This is a genomic window from Rahnella sp. CJA17(1/100) (assembly GCF_963881615.1).
Taxonomy (GTDB): domain Bacteria; phylum Pseudomonadota; class Gammaproteobacteria; order Enterobacterales; family Enterobacteriaceae; genus Rahnella; species Rahnella aceris.
The window spans coordinates 364,479-384,927 of sequence record NZ_CAWOJA010000022.1 but is presented as its reverse complement, the minus strand read 5'-3'; the positions used below and the strand labels follow the sequence as shown (position 1 = coordinate 384,927).

Below are 20,449 nucleotides of genomic sequence, written 5' to 3'. Positions count from 1 at the left end.
TTCAGAGCAGTGTTTTTGCTGCTTCCAGAATATGTTCAGCCGTCAGGCCATATTCCTGCTGTAAAAACTCCTGGGTGCCCACCTGTCCGTAACGCTCTTTGACACCAACCCGGCGCATCGGCACCGGCTGGTTTTCCACCAGCACTTCCGCCACCGCCGATCCCAGTCCGTTATGAATACTGTGGTTTTCACAGGTCACAATTTTGCCGGTTTTCGTGGCGTATTTGATGATGACATCTTTATCAATCGGCTTGAGGGTAAACATGTCGATGACTGCCGCACTGACCCCTTCGCGTTCCAGCATTTGCGCCGCTCTCAGCGCTTCCGCCACCATAATCCCGTTCGCAATCAGCGTCACGTCTGTGCCATCACGCAGCACATTGGCCTTGCCGATGGTAAACGTCGAGCCTTCCTTGTAAACCTGCGTAGCCTGTTTGCGAATGGTACGCACCCAGTAGAAACCTTTTAAATCCATCAGTTGCAGCAAAATATTGCGGAACATCACGGCGTCGGTGACTTCCATCACCACCGAACTCGCCAGCCCGCGCACAATGCCCATATCTTCGAACGACATATGCGTGCCGCCGTTATGACAGGCGCTGACGCCCGCATCTGACGCAATGATTTTGACGTTATTCTTCTGGTAATCCAGAGACATAAACAGCTGATCGAAACAGCGGCGGCTGGCAAAGGCGGTAAAGGTATGCACAAACGGCACGCGACCGGTCAGCGAAAGCCCGGCGGCAACACCGATGACATTCGCTTCCATGATGCCGCAGTTAATCACATGCTCAGGATGATCTTTGTGTACGCCGTCCATCGCCATCGAGCTCATCAGATCGGCTTCCAGCGCGATAATCGGTGTATTCTCTACAATTTTTTCACGCACGGTATTGGCGTAAACTTTGCGCATTTCCACTGCGTCTTTTTGCAATTCAAGAGAAACTTCAAACATGAGTGGCCTCCAGCTCAGCGATAGCATTTTCGATTTCCAGTTTCACATCCGGCGTTAAACGCAGGTGATGTGAGTTCGCCAGTTGCTCGAGATACTTCACGCCCTGCCCTTTGATGCTGTCGAGGATCACCACCAGAGGACGCTGCTCGGCGTGACGAACCGGCGTGACCGCCTCGCTGATAGCCACAATGTCATCGCCTTTAATGGTCTCTACATCAAACCCGAACGCACTGAATTTTCCGGCCAGATCGAATGGCTTAATCACTTCATCCAGCGTGCCATCGAGTTGCTGTTTGTTGTAATCGATGAACAGTGTCAGGTTATGCAGATTGTGGTGCGCAATAAACTGGAAGGCTTCCCAGCACTGGCCCTCGTTCAACTCACCGTCGCCAAGAATGCAGAAGACGCGGTTGCTGCGACCAGCCAGCTTATGCGAAAGTGCCATGCCCGCCGCAATGGAAACGCCTTGTCCCAGCGAGCCGGTGGTGGCATCCACGCCGGTGGTCCGCAGCCGGTCCGGATGGCTCGGCAGCTTTGTGCCATTCTGGTTGAGCGTGTGTAATTCGCTGACCGGGAAATAACCTTTCAGTGCCAGCGTGGCATACAACGCCGGACCAGCATGGCCTTTGGACAGCACGAAATAATCACGTTCCTGCCAGTCTGGTTTTTTCGGGTCGATGCGCATCACATCGCCATACAACACGGCCAGCGTTTCCACCACGGACATGCTGCCGCCATAGTGCCCGAATCCTAAACCGGTCAGCATTTTTAGCGTTTCGATACGGATATGGCGGGCCAGATCACGAACCTCCTGGACATCTTTCATCTTCATTGGTCCTTATTTTAATGAGCACTTATCCTGGCCTGTTATTTCTAACAGGCAGGACAGTGTTTCCCGGATGGAGTTAAAAAACGTAGTGATGCAGGGAATTACTTTTCAGTGATTTCTTTCTCAGCCGCCGGTTTTTTGCCGAGATAGTTCCAGGCAACCAGTACCGCGAAGATACCGACAATCAGCGCCATGATGCCTTCCTTCGACATAAAGCGAGCCAGGTTACCCAGCAGGATGCCGATAACGCCGAAGTCCGCATCAGAGAAGGTGGCATTCGCAAAGCCCAGCGCGCCCAGTACTGGCAACAGCAGAACCGGCAGGAAGGTAATCAGCACGCCGTTGGCAAATGCACCGATCATTGCCCCGCGACGCCCGCCGGTCGCATTACCGAACACACCTGCCGTCGCACCAGTGAAGAAGTGTGGCACCACGCCCGGCAGGATCAGCACCAGATGCATTTGCCCTAACAGGAACAGTCCCACCAGACCGCCAAGGAAGCTGAACAGGAAACCGATCAGCACCGCATTCGGCGCGTACGGATACACCACCGGACAATCCAGCGCCGGACGGGCATTAGGCACCAGTTTCTCGGAGAAGCCGACGAATGCCGGAACGATTTCCGCCAGGATCAGACGCACACCCTGCAAAATGATGAACACGCCTGCCGCGAAGGTAATTGCCATGATGATGGCGTACACCAGGTAGTTCTGGCCTGCACTGTAGGTCGCCTCAACAAAGACCTGCCCCGCGAACACCGCCATAATCAGGTAAATAATAATCATGGTGAGCGAGATAGAAATGGAACTGTCACGCAGGAAACTGAGGTTTTTTGGCAGATTCATTTCTTCCGTAGAACGTGAACCTTTACCGACCTTGCTGCCTATCCAGCCCGATAAGACGTAACCAATGGTGCCGAAATGACCAAATGCCACGTCATCGCTGCCGGTAATTTTACGCATGTAACGTTGCGCCAGTGCCGGGAAGAACGCCATGATAAGGCCCAGCGTCAGGGAACCGGTGAACACCAGTGAAACACCTTCAAAACCGGCCACCGTCAGAATAACGCTGATCATACAGGCCATATAAAACGTGTGATGACCGGTCAGAAACACATATTTAAGACGGGTGAAACGGGCCACGATCAGGTTTGCCACCATACCAAACGCCATAATTAACGCTGTCGGTGCACCGAATTTCTCCAGCGCGATGGAAACAATCGCTTCGTTATTAGGAATAATACCCTGGATATTAAAGGCGTGTTCAAACATACCGCCTAAAGGATTTAATGAGCCAACTAATACTGTTGCACCACCGCCCAATACTAAAAAGCCAAGTATTGTTTTAACCGTGCCTTTCACCACATCAGAAAAGTTTTTCTTTTGTGCCACCAGACCGATTAATGCGATGAGCCCCACCAGTATGGAAGGCACTTTTAATATATCGACCACAAACTTGAGCGTTTCCTGGATAAACATATCCACCTCGTTTGTCTATTTGTTTTATTTGTAGGGTTATTCAGTGCCGGTCAGGACACTGGATGTTTTTCAAAGTGAGCAATCAGTTTTGTTTCAAGTTCATTAATATCAATGATGTTAGTAATCACCACTAACTGGTTTTCAGGAATGCTGGCACTGGCAGCGATGTCCTTTGCCATCACGAACAGGTCGGCTTCACCCGGAATGGCTGAGGACAAATCGGAGTGCTGAACATCTGCCTGAATATTGAGTTTCTTCAGGACTTTCTTGATGTTCATTTCAACCATAAAGCTGCTGCCTAAACCGGAACCACAAATCGCCATGATTTTCATATTATTCACTTGTCCTTTATCTGTTTTTTAAACGATTAAAATATGTAGAACCGTACTCCATCTGCACATGTTAATGCATCTGAATGGTCAGAATATCCTTAGATTTAAGTCGCACTCCCTTTACAATATTAAGTCAAATTAATAGCGGGATATAACGTCCTGAATTTCTCTGATGGTTTTTGCCTGATGTATTTTCTGCATATCTTCTTCACTGGAAAATAATTCTGCCAGTTCAGAAATCAGTTCAATATGGCTGTGCTTATCTGCTGCCGATAACATCACCACGGTATACACCGGATCGTTATCCTCTGAATTAAACGCCACGCCGTGCGGCAACGTCAGCAACGAGAGTCCCAACCCGTTCGCCCCTTCTTCTGGTCTGGCGTGTGGCATCGCAATGCCCGGCGCCAGAACAAAATACGGCCCCAGTTTTTCCCGTTGAGCAAAAATTGCCGTCAGGTAATCCGGGGTAATTGTCCCTTCTTTCAGCAGTGGCTCAGCGCTCACTTCCACTGCCTGCCGCCAGTCCGTGATATCCGTTCTGATCTGAATTCGTTCAGATGTCAGCCAATCATTCAGCATAGTGATGCTCCGTTTTTATTTTTAAAGATGGCCGGTCAAATTTCCCCCAGACCGCACCAACGATCCAGACTCTACTTCAGCGGTAGCGTTAACATCTGTGATACAGATCTCAAAGATAGCGCTACCAAACTTCTATCATTGAGAACTGTGATAGCGCTATCAAAAATAATCACACAGCGGTATCGCCGTCCCGTGGATCGCATAAATAACGGTATACTTTGTCGGGAAATTGCCGATAATTTACCGAATTCTGCCGTGGTTCCCGATTTACCGGTCCTGCTGCGGCCCGCTTTTTTCGCTATACCTGTGGGTATACATTTTGCGCAAGATGCGCAGTTAAGGTCAGGATCGTGAATGTCCATTAACAAGAAAAGACGCAGTACCGGAAGAGTGACGCTGGCTGATGTCGCGCAACTGGCGGGCGTGGGCAGCATGACTGTTTCCCGTGCGCTGCGCACACCCGAACAGGTCTCCGATAAGCTACGGGAGAAGATCGAAGAAGCGGTCAGTCAGCTGGGATATCTGCCCAACCAGGCCGCCAGTTCCCTGGCTTCCGCCTCCTCAAATACCATTGCGATGATTGTGCCGAGCCTTTCCGAAGCGGGCTGCGCCGAGATGTTTGCCGGGCTACAGAAAGTGCTGCAACCGGCCGGTTATCAGATCATGCTGGCGGAATCTCAACATCGTATTGAGCGGGAAGAAAAACTGCTGGAAACGCTGCTTTCCTACAATCTGGCGGCGGCGATTTTACTGTCCGTTGAACACTCCGCCAATGTACGTCAATGGCTGGATAACCTGACCATCCCGGTGCTGGAAATCGGTGCGCTGACCAATTCGCCAATCGACATGAATATCGGCATTGATTATGTCGAGGCGATGTTTCAGTTGACCCAGACGGTGGTGGCGAAGGGATATCAGAATATCGGCATGCTGTGTGCCAATCAGGAACAGTGGATTTTCCAGCAGCACCTTCAGGGTTGGCGTAAGGCCATGTTGAAAGCACATATGTCCCCGCACCGGGTGATAAACGCCGCCGAGCCTGCCAGCTTTTCCACCGGCGCTCAGCAACTGCCGGAGTTCCTGCTTGCCTGGCCGGAAATTGACGCGCTGGTGTGTGTTTCCGACGATCTCGCCTGTGGCGCACTGTATGAATGCCAGCGCAGACGCATCAAAGTGCCAGATGAACTTGCCGTGGTCGGCTTTGGCAATGCCGATGTCAGTAAAGTATGCCAGCCGCCGCTGACCACTATTGCTATTCCGCATAAAGAAATCGGGGTGCGCGCCGCCCAGGCATTGCTGGCGAGGATTAATGACGAGGAATGGGAAGAAGTGACGATCGCTTCGTCGTTGTGCAAGCGGGAGAGTTGCTAAAAAGAGAACGGGCGATATGAGTTCGCCCGTGATGTGATTCAGATATCATCTTTCGCTGACGATTCTTCTTCATCGTTTTCTTTATTACCTGGAACAGACGCATCCGCCACAGGGGCTGCGGCTTCACGAGTCAGCGGCTTACCGTGTTCTTTCTCATTGTTTCGCGTCATCCACAGAGAAAGTGCTTTCAGGGAGTCCGGCGTAAATTCATCACAACGCGCAGTGATTTCTTCCGGTGTCATCCAGCGGACGGCATCAATTTCTTCTTCCTGCAGGGCAAACGGGCCATGGGATACACAGCTAAACAATGCTCCCCATACGCGACATTTGTTCTCTTCTTCAAAGTAGAACTGACCGTGCTCTGCAAACGGCACACCGGCAATACCCAGCTCTTCCTCGGCTTCACGGCGAGCTGAATCAAGTATATTTTCACCGCTTTGCACCACACCACCGGCCGTTGCATCGAGCCAGCCCGGATAGAAATCTTTGGTTTCAGTCCGACGCTGAACCAAAATATTCCCCATTCCATCATGAACCACAATATAGCTGGCACGATGACGCAGGACCTGAGCACGCATTTGTTGTCGGCTGGCCTGGGCAATGACCTCGTTGTCTTCGTTGACGATATCAACCCACTCATCCGTACTGATGTTTTGCTCTTGTTCTGACATCCGCTGGAACCTTCTCTTTTAAGCGCTGGTCTGTGCGCAATAAGTCTGTGCGCTGTGATTTTGCAACACGTCGATAATGTCCGGAGATTCTATCTGGGTCTGCTGGGTGGCTTCAATAGCTATGGATGCGTTGATGCAACCTAAAAGCTATGTTACCCCGCAAAGTTCGCCATCAGACAAGTCCGACATAGACTTCTAAACATCTGCATTATGATACCCTACTCAATCGGATAAGAAGCTTGTGATTACCCGTTCCACATTAGCGCATCCCGCCCCGCCATTCGCGGAGAGTGATTAAAACAACGCAGGAGGCAATATGATTGATCTTTATTACGCACCAACACCGAATGGCCATAAAGTTTCTCTTTTTCTTGAAGAGAGTGGCCTGCAATACCGGCTCCACCGTATTGATATCAGCGCAGGGGAGCAATTCAAACCTGAATTCCTCGCCATTTCACCCAACAACAAAATCCCGGCCATTGTCGACAGTCAGCCCGTTGACGGCGGCACACCGGTCAGTATTTTTGAGTCTGGCGCAATTTTGCAATATCTGGCAGAAAAAACCGGAAAATTTCTCAGCAAAGAGTTGCGTGAGCGCACGGTGACACTGGAATGGCTGACCTGGCAGGTTGCCGGATTTGGCCCGATGCTGGGTCAGAACCACCATTTTACGCATTATGCGCCGCAGCCGGTGCCTTACGCCATTGAGCGTTATTTACAGGAAACTCAGCGTCTGTATGGCGTGCTGAACCGCCAGTTAGAGAAAAATGCCTATATCGCCGGGGAGAATTACAGTATCGCCGACATGGCCACTTATCCGTGGGTCGTGGCTCATGAACGCCAGCGTATTGATCTGGCTGGATACCCTGCCGTACGCAACTGGTTCGAACGGGTTAAAAGCCGCCCGGCAACACAAAGAGCCTACGCGCTGGCGCAGGTTCAGTAAGCCCCTTCAGCCTGCCGGAGGCGTTCTGGATATCTCAGAATAAAAAACCCTTAACTGTGCTCCATATCGCGAGTTAATTGCGATGACTCATCTATGATTAAAGACAGTTCATCCGCGTATTCAGACAGTTAAGGATCCCGATATGAAGATCTTGATTACCGGCGCCACCGGCCTCATCGGAAGAAAATTGACCGAACGGCTTCTTGAGCAATCTCATCAGATCACCGCCCTGAGCCGTGCCCCTGAGCGCGCGGCGAAAATACTCGGGTCGCAGGTTTCCGTCTGGGAAACGCTGGAAGGAAAAACCTCGCTCGACGGTTTCGATGCCGTAATTAACCTTGCCGGTGAACCCATTGCCGACAAACGCTGGACCAAAGAACACAAAGCGTTGTTATGCGAGAGCCGCTGGAAGCTGACAGAAAAGCTGGCAACGCTGATTAACGCCAGTGAAAAGTCCCCTGCCGTGTTTATCTCCGGTTCGGCGGTCGGCTATTACGGCGATCAGGGCCAGGCTCTGGTGCCTGAAGATGAGCCGCCTAACAAGCAGTTTACCTGGCAATTGTGTGCCCGCTGGGAAGCACTGGCGATGTCAGCACAAAGCGCGGCGACGCGTGTTTGTTTGCTGCGCACCGGCATCGTACTGGCTGAAAAAGGCGGTGCGCTGGCCAAAATAGTTCTGCCCTACCGCGCCGGTCTCGGTGGCCCGCTCGGTGATGGTCAGCAATACATGCCGTGGATCCACATCAACGACATGATTGACGGGATTCTGTTCTTGCTGGAACACGAAACACTTTCCGGCCCGTTCAATATGGTGTCGCCGTATCCGGCGCGCAACGAGCAATTCAGTGCCCTGCTCGGCGAAGTATTGCACCGCCCGGCGTTTATGCGGGCACCCGCGCCTGTGGTGCGCTTGCTGATGGGCGAATCAGCTGTATTAGTGCTGGGTGGTCAGCGGGCAGTGCCGCGCCGGCTGGAAGCAGCAGGGTTTATTTTTAAGCATCAGGAATTGAAAGAGGCGCTGGAGGATTTGCTGTGGTGACGGGTCTTGCAGCCCTTCACCCTGCTCAACCAGATTGGGGATGTTTCGGTTTCTCAATAACTGCGCTCACATGGGCTATTTCGCCCAAACCGAGCAAAGGGGAAAGGCTTTTCCCCTCTGCTCTCCCCTCGCTTTTTCACTGCGCGCTGTCGCTGGAATGAAGGACATGTTCCGGCGCATTAGTGTGGCGCAAAATGCCAATCAACTTATCTAAAAGATAAAAAACGGTCAGCCGTTGAATTTAAGATCTCACGGGCGAATCAGAAATCTTGCTGAACGGAGCGGCTTCGAGACCCGGGGCTAGAAGACCGAGAGAAGGAACCGCAAAGCGGCAAGATTTCCAGCCTGTCACTGTGGTTGCTGAAACATAGCCAGCGAGCGAAGCACTTGTTGAAAAAGCGAGGAGGAATCCAAAGGAGGAAAAGCACTTTCCTCCTTTGGGCGGTTTCGGCGCAGAAAATTATGTGAGCACAATTATTGAGAAACCGAAACTTTCACAGTTCTCATTTTATCCGTTCAAACCCGCTCTTACTCCTTCACATCCACCTGATAAAACACATGTTTCCCAAACGGGTCCACTTCATAACCGCTCACTTCTTTGCGTACCGGTTCGAAAATGGTCGAGTGGGCGATCATCACCGCCGGTGCCTGATCGTGCATCATCTGCTGGGCCTGCTCGTAAAGCGCCACACGTTTCGCATGATCGGTGGTTTCTTTCGCTTCGGTGATCAACTGGTCAAACGGCGCGTAACACCATTTCGCTGAGTTCGAACCGCCCTTCGCGGCATTACAGGTAAACAGCGGACCAAAGAAGTTATCCGGGTCACCGTTCGCCGTTGTCCAGCCCATCAGCGCTGCCATATGTTCGCCGTTACGGATACGGGTCTGGTATTCACCCCATTCGTAACTGACGATATGCGCTTTCACGCCAATTTTTGCCCAGTCCGCCTGGATCATTTCCGCCATACGCCGGGCGTTCGGGTTATACGGACGCTGTACTGGCATCGCCCATAAATCGATATCAAAACCGTTCGGCATCCCGGCTTCGGCCAGAAGAGCTTTGGCTTTCTCCGGTGAGTAATCGTAATCCACCAGTTTGTCGTTGTAACTCCAGACACCCGTCGGCAGCAGCGTTTTTGCGACGGTTCCCGTACCGTGGAACACCGCTTCAATGATCTGTGGTTTGTTAATGGCCATGGTCAGCGCCTGACGCACTTTCACATTATCCAGCGGCGCTTTCTGCGTATTGAACGACAGGAAACCGGTGTTCAGGCCAGCCTTGCTCATCAGGTTGATGTCTTTATTGGCGCGCATACGATCCAGATCAGCCGGATTCGGGAACGGCATCACCTGGCATTCGTTTTTCTCAAGTTTGGCGAGGCGCATTGAGGCGTCAGGCGTAATGGTATACACCAGACGGTCAATTTTAGATTTGCCCTGCCAGTAGTCCGGGAACGCTTTGTACAGCAGGCGCGTATCTTTCTGGTACTGCACCAGCTCAAACGGCCCGGTCCCAATCGGATCCTGATCCAATTTTTCCGGCGTACCGGCTTTAAGCATCTGATCGGCATATTCCGCCGAGAGGATGGAAGCAAAATACCACGCCAGATCGGCCACGAACGGCGCTTCGGGACGTGTCAGGTTAAAGCGCACCGTGTAATCATCCACCTTATCAATGCTGCCGATAAGATCGCCCATTTTCAGGCTGTCGAAGTTAAGGTAAGTGCCGCCGGAAATTTTATGATAAGGGTTATTCTCGTCTTTCTGGCGCATGAACGAGAAGATCACGTCGTCAGCGTTGAAGTCGCGGGTCGGTTTGAACAACTTGCTGCTCTGGAATTTCACGCCTTTACGCAGGTGGAAGGTATAGGTTTTACCGTCTGCACTGACCTCCCAGCTTTCCGCCAGACTTGGCACCAGTTCTGTGGTACCGATTTTGAAATCCACCAGACGGTTATAAATTGGCGCAGCGCTGGCATCCACGGAAGTGCCCGATGTATAAAGTTGCGGGTTGAATTGCTCAGGCGAGCCTTCGGAGCAGTAAACCAGCGTTTTAGCACAAACGCCGCTGGTGATGGTTAACGCCAGTAAACCTGTGCTTATTTTTAAGATGTTGTGTTTCATTCTTTTCCCTATTTTCCCTGTCCGGAGAGTGTTTAGATCTTCTTCATCGTGGAACCTAAAGCAAAAACAGATTAACATCTGGATAACACGTAGTAATACTTTGTTATATATGAAAATCTTATAACAGGGAACAATATTTGCGCACATTCAGAGGTTAAGATGTCGACAACAATCGCAACACAGCTTACCGAACGCTTCTACCGCTATCTCTCCGTGACATCACAAAGTGATGCCAGCGCGACGACCTTACCCAGCACGCCGGGCCAGCACGACATGGCGCGGTTGCTGGCTGAAGAACTGCATCAGTTGGGTCTGGAAAATATTCAGATCGATGAACATGCCACCGTGACGGCAGTCAAATCCGGCACCAAAAAAGGCGGCCCGCGTATCGGTTTTATCACGCATATCGATACCGTGGATGTCGGCCTGCGCCCGGATATTCATCCGCAGACATTGCGTTTTACCGGTGAGGATGTGTGTCTGAACAAGGCGCTGGATATCTGGCTGCGCCCTGCGGAACGCCCGGAAATCTTACCTTACAAAGGTGAGGATATTATTTTCAGCGACGGTACCAGCGTGCTGGGCGCGGATAACAAAGCGGCGGTCACTGTCGTGATGACGTTGCTGGAAAACCTGACGGCTGAGCAGGAATACGGCGATATCGTGGTGGCGTTTGTGCCTGACGAAGAAATTGGTCTGCGTGGTGCCAAGGCGTTGGATCTCGCCCGCTTTGATGTCGATTTTGCTTACACCATCGACTGTTGCGAACTCGGCGAAGTGGTATATGAAAACTTCAATGCGGCAGCGGCAGAAATTACCTTCACCGGCGTGACAGCACATCCGATGTCGGCCAAAGGCGTGCTGGTGAATCCGCTGCTGATGGCGCAGGATTTCATCAGTCATTTTGACCGCGCTGAAACCCCTGAAAACACTGAAGGCCGGGAAGGTTATATCTGGTTCAACGGCATGAGCGCTTCGCAGCAAGGCGCGGAACTGAAAGCTTCTATTCGCGATTTCGACAGCGCCAGTTTTGCCGCCCGTAAGCAGAAAATTCAGGATGTGGCGAAAGAGATTGCCGCGCAGTATCCGACCGCAAAAGTCTCAGTTGAGATCAGCGATACCTACAGCAATATCAGCAGCGCCATCGGCGAAGATCGGCGGGCGATCGACCTGATCTTTGCAGGCCTGAAAGAAATTGGCGTGGAGCCGAAAGTGATCCCGATGCGTGGCGGCACCGACGGCGCAGCATTATCGGCCAAAGGATTACTGACGCCGAACTACTTTACCGGCGCGCACAATTTCCACTCGAAGTTTGAGTTCCTGCCGGTGAATTCGTTTGTGAAGTCCTATGAACTGACCGTTCAGCTGTGCCTGCTGGCTGCGAAAGGTTGATTTGCTTTAAACCTTCCCCTCATGTGAGGGGAAGGCGCGTACAGATGTTACTTCAGCGCACCGGAAAGGAACTGTTGCAGACGGGCGCTTTTCGGATTGCCAAAGACTTCAGCAGGATCGCCCTGCTCTTCAATCACACCCTGATGCAGGAAGATGACATGGCTGGAGACATGGCGGGCAAACTCCATCTCATGCGTTACCACCACCATGGTTTTCCCCTCTTCCGCCAGCTTTTGCATGATACGCAGCACCTCGCCGACCAGTTCAGGATCCAGCGCGGAAGTCGGCTCATCAAACAGCAGCACTTCCGGTTCCATCGCCAGCGCGCGGGCAATAGACACACGCTGTTGCTGACCGCCTGACAAGTTCACCGGATATTTACCTTGTGCACGGGCGTCGATGCCCACTTTATCGAGGTATTTCACCGCACGTTCACGCGCTTCGGCTTTGCTCAGCCCCAGCACCTGTACCGGCGCCTCCATGACGTTTTCCAGCACCGTCATGTGGCTCCACAGGTTGAAATGCTGGAACACCATCGTCAGTTTGGTACGCAGCAGTTGCAGTTGCTTCTTATCAAACACTTTCAGCTGACCGTCGGTGTCGCGCACCATGCGGATATCCTGATTATTAACGCTGATCGAGCCTTCGCTTGGTTTCTCGAGGAAGTTAATGCAGCGCAGGAAGGTACTTTTCCCGGAACCTGATGAACCGATAATACTGATCACATCACCCGCATTGGCCGACAACGAAACACCTTTCAGCACTTCGTGGTCGCCATAGCGCTTGTGGAGATCGAGAACCGCTAATTTATTTTCTGGCATAAAGTTATTCCGCAAAAATAATTCTTATTAATGAGCTTGGGGCTTTACGTGAGCCAGCCAGCATTTTTCCGCCTTGCGGAACAGCCCGATCAGGACAAAAGAAACACAAAGATAAATCACTGCTGCAATCCCGAAAGCATAAAACGGCTGATACGTCGCCGAGTTGATGTCGCGGGCGATTTTCAGCACGTCCGGAACCGTGGCGGTAAATGCCAGCGCGGTGGAGTGCAACATCAGAATGACTTCATTACTGTAAGCAGGCAGCGCCGTACGTAATGCCGACGGCAAAATAATGCAGGTGTACAGTTTAAAGCGTGAGAAACCGTAGGCATTGGCCGCTTCGATTTCGCCGTGCGGTACTGCGCGGATGGCACCGGCAAAAATCTCGGTGGTGTAAGCACAGGTGTTGAGCGTCAGCGCCAGAATCGTACAGTTAAGCCCGCTGCGGAAGAAGGCATTGAGGAAGTCGGTACCACGCACGATTTCCAGGCTGTACATCCCCGAATAAAACACCAGCAACTGAACATACAGCGGCGTTCCGCGGAAAATATAGGTGTACAGCCAGATCGGATAACGCAGGAATTTGTTAGAAGACACGCGCCCCACCGCCATCGGCACCGCCAGTAATCCGCCTATCACCACGGAGCTGATCAGTAACCACAGGGTGATCGCCAGACCGGTAAAACGGTAGCCATCGCTGTAGAGCAAAGACATACCGTACTGTTGTAAAATTTCGATCATAGATCAGCCCTCTTCACACCCAGCGAATAACGGCGATCAAGCCATACCAGCACGCCGTTCGACAGCGTGGTGAAAACCAGATAAACCACTCCCGCCACAATCGCAAAATAGAACGGCTGATAAGTGCCTTTCCCGGCCAGTTGCGTGGCTTTCACCACATCATTCAGGCCCAGCAAGGACACCAGCGCGGTGGCTTTGAGAATAACCTGCCAGTTGTTGGCAATGCCCGGCAGTGCAAAACGCATCATGGCCGGAAATAAAATTCGTCGGAAAATCTGTGAACCGCTGAACCCGAAAGCCGTCGCAGCTTCGATTTGTCCACGCGGGACCGCCATAAACGCACCACGGAACGTCTCAGTGAAATAAGCCCCGTAGATAAAGCCCAGCGTGATAATACCGGCGCTCATCGGATCGATATCAATTTGCGTCAACCCCAGTGATTCGGTGACGCTGTTAAGCGCAATCTGCAACCCGTAGAAAATCAATAACATTAATACCAGATCAGGTACGCCGCGAATAAGCGTGGTGTAGCAACCAAAAAAACCAGACACGATCCGGTTCTTTGACAGTTTCCCGCCCGCGCCGATTAACCCTATCACCAGCGCCAGAATGACTGACGAAATCGCCAGCTCCAGTGTCACTAACGTGCCCTGGATAATTACCTGGGAATACCCATACAGCATGGTTTTTTCCTGTCTTTAGTGGATCCCTGCGCAGACAAAAAGACGGCCAGCGTCAGAACCGCAGGGAGCGGTACACCGCCCCCTTTGGCACATCTCACGACGCGTATCAGCCGCCGTAAACATCAAAGTCGAAGTATTTTTTCGCCAGTTTGTCGTAAGTCCCGTCTTTACGCATGCTGTCAAATGCCTTATTCAGTGCGTCTTTCAGGTCAGTATCCGTCTTACGCAGACCCATGCCGGTACCCACGCCGAAGAATTTATCGTCTTTAACTGACGGGCCAGCAAACGCGTAATCTTTACCTGCAGCCTGTTTCAGGAAGCCTTCGCTGCCTGCTACTTCATCCTGGAATGCCGCGTCAAGACGACCGGAAGCCAGATCCGCATAAATCAGATCCTGGTTCTGGTAAGCGACTACGTTGATGCCTTTTGGCTGCCACATCGCGTTGGCATAAGCTTCCTGAGTGGAACCCTGCAGAACGCCGACATTTTTACCTTTCAGCGCATCCAGAGTAGGCAGAACTTTAGAACCTTTAGGCGCGATCAGACGGGCGTTAGCGGCGTAAAGTTTCTCTGTGAAATCAATTTCCTGCTGGCGTTTTTCAGTGATGGATAATGAGGAAATAATCGCATCAATCTTTTTCGCTTTCAGGGACGGGATCAGCGCATCAAAATCACTTTCAACGTAAGTGCATTTAATGGCTGCACGTTTGCACATCTCGTTGGCCAGGTCGATATCAAAACCAACCAGCTTGCCGCTGGAGTCTTTTGATTCAAATGGGGCGTAAGTCGGATCAGTACCGATATTAATTGCTTTAGGCACGGCAGCAAATGCACTACCTGCACTGGCTAAGACCAGAACCAGCGGGAGAACCTTGAACAACTTTTTCATACATTAGCCTCAGTGATTATTCATCTGTTGTGGTTGTGTGTGCGTGAATGAACGTCTTTTTATAGTTTGCTGAACGATGCAAATGGCTTTTTGCCAGATTTTCTCATGCACTTTTCGTGCCGTTTCTCCGCATCGCGACTTTCCGCAGCGAGAGAGTGAAAACCGGTCAAAAAAGCATCGGGATAATGAAAGTTTTCAAAGGTCTGAGGGAAGGATAGCTGAAGGGAGGTTTAACACTGCACCCCAATGAATCAAATTGTGATCATTGTTGGTGCAATGTAACTGAAGTGCGCGAAATGAGTGCGTATTGGGACGTGAAAGTTTAACGACTGCCCTGCCATCGAACAAATAAGTCTTCCGGCAGTTCGATATCAAACTGATCAATCACCCGGTTTACCGTCTGATCGATGATATCTTCCACCGAGGCCGGACGATGATAAAACGCCGGAACCGGCGGCATAATGACAGCACCCAGTTCTGCGGCCTGGGTCATCAGCCGTAAATGGCCGAGATGCAGCGGCGTTTCACGCACACACAACACCAGACGGCGGCGCTCTTTCAACACCACGTCGGCTGCACGGGTCAGCAGACCGTCGGTGTAACTGTTTACGATGCCGGAAAGCGTTTTGATCGAGCAGGGCAAAATCACCATTCCGGCAGTTTTAAAAGAACCGGAAGAAATGCTGGCCGCGATATCGCGGGAATCATGCACCACATCGGCCAGCGCCTGAACGTCGCGTAGTGTGAGATCGGTTTCCAGTGTCATCGTCTGGCGGGCCGCATTGCTCATCACCAGATGTGTTTCGATATCAGGTACGCTCTGCAATACCTGCAAGAGCCTGACACCATAGATTGCGCCGCTGGCGCCGGAAATACCGACGATAAGTCGTTTCATGAACACTGCCTTAGAAAAATGAACCCGGACCCGATGGTGCCAATACTGACATAAATTCAGGCATAAAAAAACGCGCCCGCCCGGTGTTCACCGGAGGGGCGCGTTTATGCGGATGTCAGCAACCGGCTAATCAGCCTTCGTTGTGCATCTCAAGGTTTTCAGCTTCCTGCTGGCCACGCAACGCCTGAGCGTCGTCATTGCGCAGGGCTTCGAGGTATTCCAGATAGTTCTGGTCAACGTCTTTGGTGACGTAAACACCATCGAAAACTGAACATTCGAATTTCTCGATATCCATATTGTCTTCTTTCACTGCGGCGATCAGGTCGCTCAGATCCTGGAAGATCAAGGCATCAGCACCAATTATCTGGTTGATTTCACTGACTTCACGGCCATGGGCAATCAGCTCGTTCGCGCTTGGCATATCGATACCGTACACGTTCGGGAAACGAATTTCCGGTGCCGCAGAGGCCAGATAAACACGTCGCGCTCCGGCTTCACGCGCCATCTCAACAATCTGTTGAGAGGTGGTGCCACGCACGATGGAGTCATCCACCAGCAACACGTTTTTATCACGGAATTCAGCGCGGTTAGCGTTCAGTTTACGGCGTACAGATTTACGGCGTTCCTGCTGGCCCGGCATGATAAAGGTACGGCCGACATAGCGGTTTTTCACAAATCCCTGACGGTACGGTTTATCCAGGATGCGGGCGATTTCCAGCGCGATATCGCAGGAGGTTTCCGGGATCGGGATCACCACATCAATATCCAGGTCTTCCCATTCACGGGCAATTTTCGCGCCCAGCTTTTCACCCATACGAACACGGGCGCTGTAGACGGAAATTTTATCGATGAAGGAATCCGGACGCGCGAAATACACGTATTCGAACAGGCACGGATTATACTGCGGGTTCTCGGCACACATACGGGTGAACAACTGACCTTTTTCGGTGATATACACCGCTTCACCCGGCGCAACGTCGCGCAGGAACTCAAAGCCCAGCGTATCGAGTGCCACACTCTCAGAAGCCACCATGTACTCATTACGGCCATCTTCCAGCGTACGTTTACCAATAACCAGCGGACGGATACCGTGCGGGTCACGGAACGCCAGCATGCCATGACCGATAATCATCGCCACACACGCGTAGGCACCACGGATTTTCAGATTCACTGCGGCAACCGCAGCAAAAATGTTGTCAGCTTCCAGCGGGTAATGCTGGAAACGATCCAGTTCACTCGCCAGGATATTGAGCAGAATCTCAGAATCGGAAGTGGTGTTCACATGACGGCGCTGGCCTTCGAACAGGTTGCTGCGCAATTCGTGAGCATTGGTCAGGTTGCCGTTATGGGCAAGGGTAATGCCGAACGGAGAGTTGACGTAAAAGGGTTGAGCTTCTGAAGCGCTGGAACTGCCAGCCGTTGGGTAGCGCACATGGCCGATACCCATGTTGCCCTGTAAGCGTTGCATATGGCGGGCTTCGAAAACATCCTTCACCAGGCCATTCGCTTTACGTAAACGGAAGTTATTATTCGCGTCGATGGTGGTGATGCCTGCGGCATCCTGACCACGGTGTTGTAACACCGTTAACGCGTCATAAATCGACTGGTTTACCGGCATGAAACCGGCGATACCGACAATACCGCACATGTTGTCTTTTCCTCTTCAGCGCTGCCAAAACTAAATATGTTTTGGCAAGAAACTCGACGTGCTCTGCAGGTAGTCAAAGAACCACCTGATGATATAACTGAACTGTGGGATCAACTGGGATTGTTTCCAGTCTTCACTTTGCGAAAAACCGGTAAAAGTATCGAGGAAGAACAGCATCGCGGAGACAATTAACACCCCGCGCAGTGCGCCGAAGCACACACCTAACACCCTGTCAGTGCCGGACAACCCGGTTCTTTCAACCAGTGAACCAATCACATAGTTGACAATTGCACCTACGATCAACGTCGCGATGAACAAGATGGCAATTGCGATCCCGTTTCGAACTAACTCATCTTCGAAACGTGTGAAGTAGATGGCGAGGTAAGGGTAATAATGGCTGGCAACAAAAAAGGCGCAAGCCCAGGTTACCAGCGATAAAGCCTCACGAACAAAGCCACGGATCAAACTGACTAAAGCAGAAAATCCGATAGCCGCAATAATGACGTAATCAATCCAGACCATTAACTATTCCAGTGTCTAATCCAGTCACATCTGCCCCGGCATCCAGTTCGCGGCGAATTCTAACAGAAAAAGAAAACGTTTGCGTAGGGGAAATCAGCCGGTCAGACAAATTAATAATAGCGATTAAAAAAACCTCAATCGCAGCATAAACCTATAAAAATCCAACCAGAGGATCTTATAGAAAAAGGGCACAAATCGCTTGTGCCCTCCGTGGTATTTTTTATGTTTTAACGACTCCCTCCCCTGCGAAGGGGAGGGTTGGGGTGGGGTATTAATGGCAACGTTGAATCTGGCGTTGCCCGCTAAACCCCCTCCCCGCCTCCCCCTTCGCAGGGGGAGGCGCAAAGTCAGTGTGCGGAGTAAGCGCGAACCTGCCCACCCAATCCGCTCAGCTGTTGCAGTTGCGGAAGTGACGCTTCGAGTTTTTGCTTCGAGGCATCCGGGCCGACGTACAGGCGCGTGATCTGCCCCTGTACCGGTGTTGCAGGCACTGTGTAAGCACGGAAACCAGACAACCGCAAATTCGCCACAATCTCATTGGCTTTGGCGGCATTTTTCAATGCGCCAAGCTGCACCACATAAGACTGCCCTGTCGGCGCTTTTTCTGCCGGCGCAGCCTTCGGCTGTTCAACCGGTTTTGGCTGTTCAGCAACGGCCTTCGGTTGCTCAACCGGTTTTGGCTGTTCGACCGGCTTCGGTTTCACCGTTGGCTTCGCTTCCACCATCGGTTTCGGTTCGATCACTTTGGGTTTTTGAGGAGCAGGCTGCACCGTTTTTTTCTGCTCAGGCAGTGTGGTGACCGGCGGCGCTTCTATCGTGGTATTACCCGGCGCCACATTGCCATGATTGGCGGCGTTGGTGTTATTGGCAGGACTTGTATCGTCCTGTTCACCATTCATCATCTGATCGGCACCTTCCGGCGGCTGAGCAGGCAAAGATTGCGTGACCGGTGGCACCGAGTCCTGTTCCTCAACATCACCCGGTTTTGGCACCAATGGAATAGACGCAAATTCGTCTTCGTAATGCTTTTTCTTGCCGTCGAGTAAACCAGGCAAAATGATGACACCCAGTGCCACCAGAATGACCGTCCCGACCAGACGATTTTGAAACTTACTTGCCACTGGTTTTCCCCGTGTCTATAGCATCCATTACGTGAGCTACGGTATGGAACGAGCCGCAGACAATCACAATATCCTGAGGAGCCGCCTCCTGCATAGCCTGTTTCCAGGCAGACTCCACATCATCAAACTGGCGCGCCTGCGGCAGATGGACGGTCAGTTCTTCGACACTGGCCCCGCGCGGGCCTTCCAGCGGCGCGCAATACCATTCATCCACCTGCGGCGACAGGCAAGCCAGCGTACCGGCAATATCTTTGTCTTTCAACATTCCGACGACGGCACGCACTTTGCCACCCTTTCGCGGCTGTTCCGCCAGACGTCCGGCCAGATACGCTGCCGCATGCGGATTGTGCGCGACATCCAGGATCAGCCTTGGCGATTCACTCACCGTCTGGAAACGTCCCGGCAAAGCAGCGCGCTGTAAACCGCTGCGCAACGCAGCTTCAGGAATATCCAGTGTTGAATAATGCAGTGCAGCCAGCGCGGTCGCGGCGTTAGCCAGCGGTACATTCGGCAACGGTAAACCTTCCAGCACGTTAACCTCATTACCTTCTTCCCGCGCTGCCCAGCGCCACTGTCCGGCATCCGCAGAAAAATGCCAGTTCACATCGCGGCGGTGTAAATCCGCCTGTTTTTCCTGCGCAACCGCAGCAATGGATTGTGGCATATCCGGCTCACCAACCACGGCCGGTTTACCGGCGCGGAAAATACCGGCTTTTTCGCGGCCAATGCTTTCGCGGTCAGATCCCAGCCAGTCGGTATGATCCAGCGCAATACTGGTGACGACAGCCACGCTGGCATCGACAATATTAGTCGCATCCAGACGACCGCCCAGCCCGACTTCAAGTATCACCACATCCAGCTTAGCCTGTTTAAACAGCTGCAACGCCGACAATGTGCCGTATTCAAAGTAGGTCAGCGAGATATCGCCACGGCCAGCTTCCAGCCCCGCAAAAGATTCGCAATGCGCAGATTCCGCTAATTCTTCCCCCTGAATACGGACACGTTCAGTGTAGCGCACCAGATGCGGGGAGCTGTAAACGCCCACACGGTAACCCGCCGCCATCAGGATGGATTCCAGCGTCGCGCAGGTGGTGCCTTTACCATTGGTTCCGGCCACGGTGAAAACCAGCGGCGCTGGCGTCAGTAAGTCGAGTTTGGCGGCAACCGCTTTGACCCGATCAAGGCCAAGCTCAATAGCCTGAGAGTGGAGATGTTCAAGATAATAAAGCCACGTGGCCAAAGGCGACGTGGCTTGGGGAATAAGTTGATTTTGCATGAGTCCCGTTCAACCTTGTCAGGTTCACTTCGACACTACATCACCAGACTGTGACAGCAGGCAATGCCCTCTTTGTCAGATCACACCAACAGAGTAAAAGCACGGCTGTCTGTTTTGCAGAAAAACAGTGTGGG

The 20,449-nt window shown here is 52.0% G+C and carries 20 protein-coding genes; 4 read left to right on the top strand and 16 right to left on the bottom strand.

Annotation, left to right across the window (positions count from 1 at the left end; translation table 11 throughout):
* Position 1: 1 nt before the first annotated feature.
* The 5 genes from AACU55_RS13285 to AACU55_RS13265 form a co-directional block, all read right to left on the bottom strand.
* Complete coding sequence (locus AACU55_RS13285) at positions 2-955, bottom strand: transketolase family protein (RefSeq protein WP_134705602.1); 954 nt, start codon at positions 953-955, stop codon at positions 2-4.
* On the bottom strand, positions 948-1,781 hold the full coding sequence (locus AACU55_RS13280) for a transketolase (RefSeq protein ID WP_013574577.1): 834 nt from the start codon (positions 1,779-1,781) through the stop codon (positions 948-950). The genes AACU55_RS13285 and AACU55_RS13280 overlap by 8 nt, the downstream gene beginning before the upstream one ends.
* A 104-nt stretch (positions 1,782-1,885) precedes the next feature.
* Positions 1,886-3,262 (bottom strand): PTS ascorbate transporter subunit IIC, encoded by a 1,377-nt coding sequence (locus AACU55_RS13275; RefSeq protein WP_013574576.1) that lies wholly within the window; start codon positions 3,260-3,262, stop codon positions 1,886-1,888.
* Positions 3,263-3,312: 50 nt separating this feature from the next.
* Positions 3,313-3,594, bottom strand: a complete 282-nt coding sequence (locus AACU55_RS13270; RefSeq protein WP_013574575.1) for a PTS sugar transporter subunit IIB — start codon at positions 3,592-3,594, stop codon at positions 3,313-3,315.
* A gap of 138 nt (positions 3,595-3,732) precedes the next feature.
* Entirely contained in the window at positions 3,733-4,176 is a 444-nt protein-coding gene (locus AACU55_RS13265) for a PTS sugar transporter subunit IIA (RefSeq protein WP_013574574.1), read from the bottom strand.
* 354 nt (positions 4,177-4,530) lie between these two features.
* On the opposite strand from AACU55_RS13265, the gene AACU55_RS13260 reads away from it, so the two are divergent.
* Positions 4,531-5,547: a LacI family DNA-binding transcriptional regulator gene (locus AACU55_RS13260; RefSeq protein WP_013574573.1), complete on the top strand. Its 1,017-nt coding sequence runs from the start codon at positions 4,531-4,533 to the stop codon at positions 5,545-5,547.
* 38 nt (positions 5,548-5,585) lie between these two features.
* Here AACU55_RS13260 and yfcD read toward each other — a convergent pair whose 3' ends face one another.
* Positions 5,586-6,218, bottom strand: coding sequence for an NUDIX hydrolase YfcD (yfcD, locus tag AACU55_RS13255; RefSeq protein ID WP_081925227.1), 633 nt, complete (start codon positions 6,216-6,218; stop codon positions 5,586-5,588).
* 316 nt (positions 6,219-6,534) lie between these two features.
* On the opposite strand from yfcD, the gene yfcG reads away from it, so the two are divergent.
* Entirely contained in the window at positions 6,535-7,164 is a 630-nt protein-coding gene (yfcG, locus tag AACU55_RS13250; protein ID WP_037036216.1) for a GSH-dependent disulfide bond oxidoreductase, read from the top strand.
* Between the two features lie 142 nt (positions 7,165-7,306).
* Complete coding sequence (locus AACU55_RS13245) at positions 7,307-8,203, top strand: TIGR01777 family oxidoreductase (protein WP_134705601.1); 897 nt, start codon at positions 7,307-7,309, stop codon at positions 8,201-8,203.
* A 528-nt stretch (positions 8,204-8,731) separates the two neighbouring features.
* Here the strand turns inward: AACU55_RS13245 and AACU55_RS13240 are convergent.
* Complete coding sequence (locus tag AACU55_RS13240) at positions 8,732-10,327, bottom strand: ABC transporter substrate-binding protein (RefSeq protein ID WP_013574569.1); 1,596 nt, start codon at positions 10,325-10,327, stop codon at positions 8,732-8,734.
* A gap of 159 nt (positions 10,328-10,486) precedes the next feature.
* Here AACU55_RS13240 and pepT point away from each other — a divergent pair, with 159 nt between their 5' ends.
* The gene (gene pepT, locus AACU55_RS13235) at positions 10,487-11,719 is read left to right on the top strand and encodes a peptidase T (protein WP_134705600.1); all 1,233 of its coding nucleotides are present in this window, start codon (positions 10,487-10,489) and stop codon (positions 11,717-11,719) included.
* Between the two features lie 47 nt (positions 11,720-11,766).
* On the opposite strand, the gene hisP is transcribed toward pepT, so the two are convergent.
* The 9 genes from hisP to folC form a co-directional block, all read right to left on the bottom strand.
* Complete coding sequence (gene hisP / locus AACU55_RS13230) at positions 11,767-12,540, bottom strand: histidine ABC transporter ATP-binding protein HisP (RefSeq protein ID WP_013574567.1); 774 nt, start codon at positions 12,538-12,540, stop codon at positions 11,767-11,769.
* A 27-nt stretch (positions 12,541-12,567) separates the two neighbouring features.
* Positions 12,568-13,281, bottom strand: a complete 714-nt coding sequence (locus AACU55_RS13225; RefSeq protein WP_134705599.1) for an ABC transporter permease — start codon at positions 13,279-13,281, stop codon at positions 12,568-12,570.
* Entirely contained in the window at positions 13,278-13,964 is a 687-nt protein-coding gene (locus AACU55_RS13220; protein WP_037036220.1) for a histidine ABC transporter permease HisQ, read from the bottom strand. Before AACU55_RS13220 ends, AACU55_RS13225 begins: the two co-directional genes overlap by 4 nt.
* A gap of 106 nt (positions 13,965-14,070) precedes the next feature.
* Positions 14,071-14,853, bottom strand: coding sequence for a lysine/arginine/ornithine ABC transporter substrate-binding protein ArgT (gene argT / locus AACU55_RS13215; protein ID WP_013574564.1), 783 nt, complete (start codon positions 14,851-14,853; stop codon positions 14,071-14,073).
* A 322-nt stretch (positions 14,854-15,175) separates the two neighbouring features.
* Entirely contained in the window at positions 15,176-15,748 is a 573-nt protein-coding gene (locus AACU55_RS13210; protein ID WP_013574563.1) for a UbiX family flavin prenyltransferase, read from the bottom strand.
* Positions 15,749-15,878: 130 nt separating this feature from the next.
* Complete coding sequence (purF, locus tag AACU55_RS13205; protein ID WP_013574562.1) at positions 15,879-17,396, bottom strand: amidophosphoribosyltransferase; 1,518 nt, start codon at positions 17,394-17,396, stop codon at positions 15,879-15,881.
* Positions 17,397-17,426: 30 nt separating this feature from the next.
* Positions 17,427-17,918 carry a colicin V production protein gene (gene cvpA, locus AACU55_RS13200; protein WP_134705598.1) on the bottom strand — a complete coding sequence of 164 codons (492 nt, stop codon included), beginning with the start codon at positions 17,916-17,918 and terminating at the stop codon, positions 17,427-17,429.
* Positions 17,919-18,265: 347 nt separating this feature from the next.
* Positions 18,266-19,039: a cell division protein DedD gene (gene dedD / locus AACU55_RS13195; RefSeq protein ID WP_037036222.1), complete on the bottom strand. Its 774-nt coding sequence runs from the start codon at positions 19,037-19,039 to the stop codon at positions 18,266-18,268.
* On the bottom strand, positions 19,029-20,315 hold the full coding sequence (gene folC, locus AACU55_RS13190; RefSeq protein WP_134705597.1) for a bifunctional tetrahydrofolate synthase/dihydrofolate synthase: 1,287 nt from the start codon (positions 20,313-20,315) through the stop codon (positions 19,029-19,031). Before folC ends, dedD begins: the two co-directional genes overlap by 11 nt.
* Between the last annotated feature and the right edge of the window lie 134 nt (positions 20,316-20,449).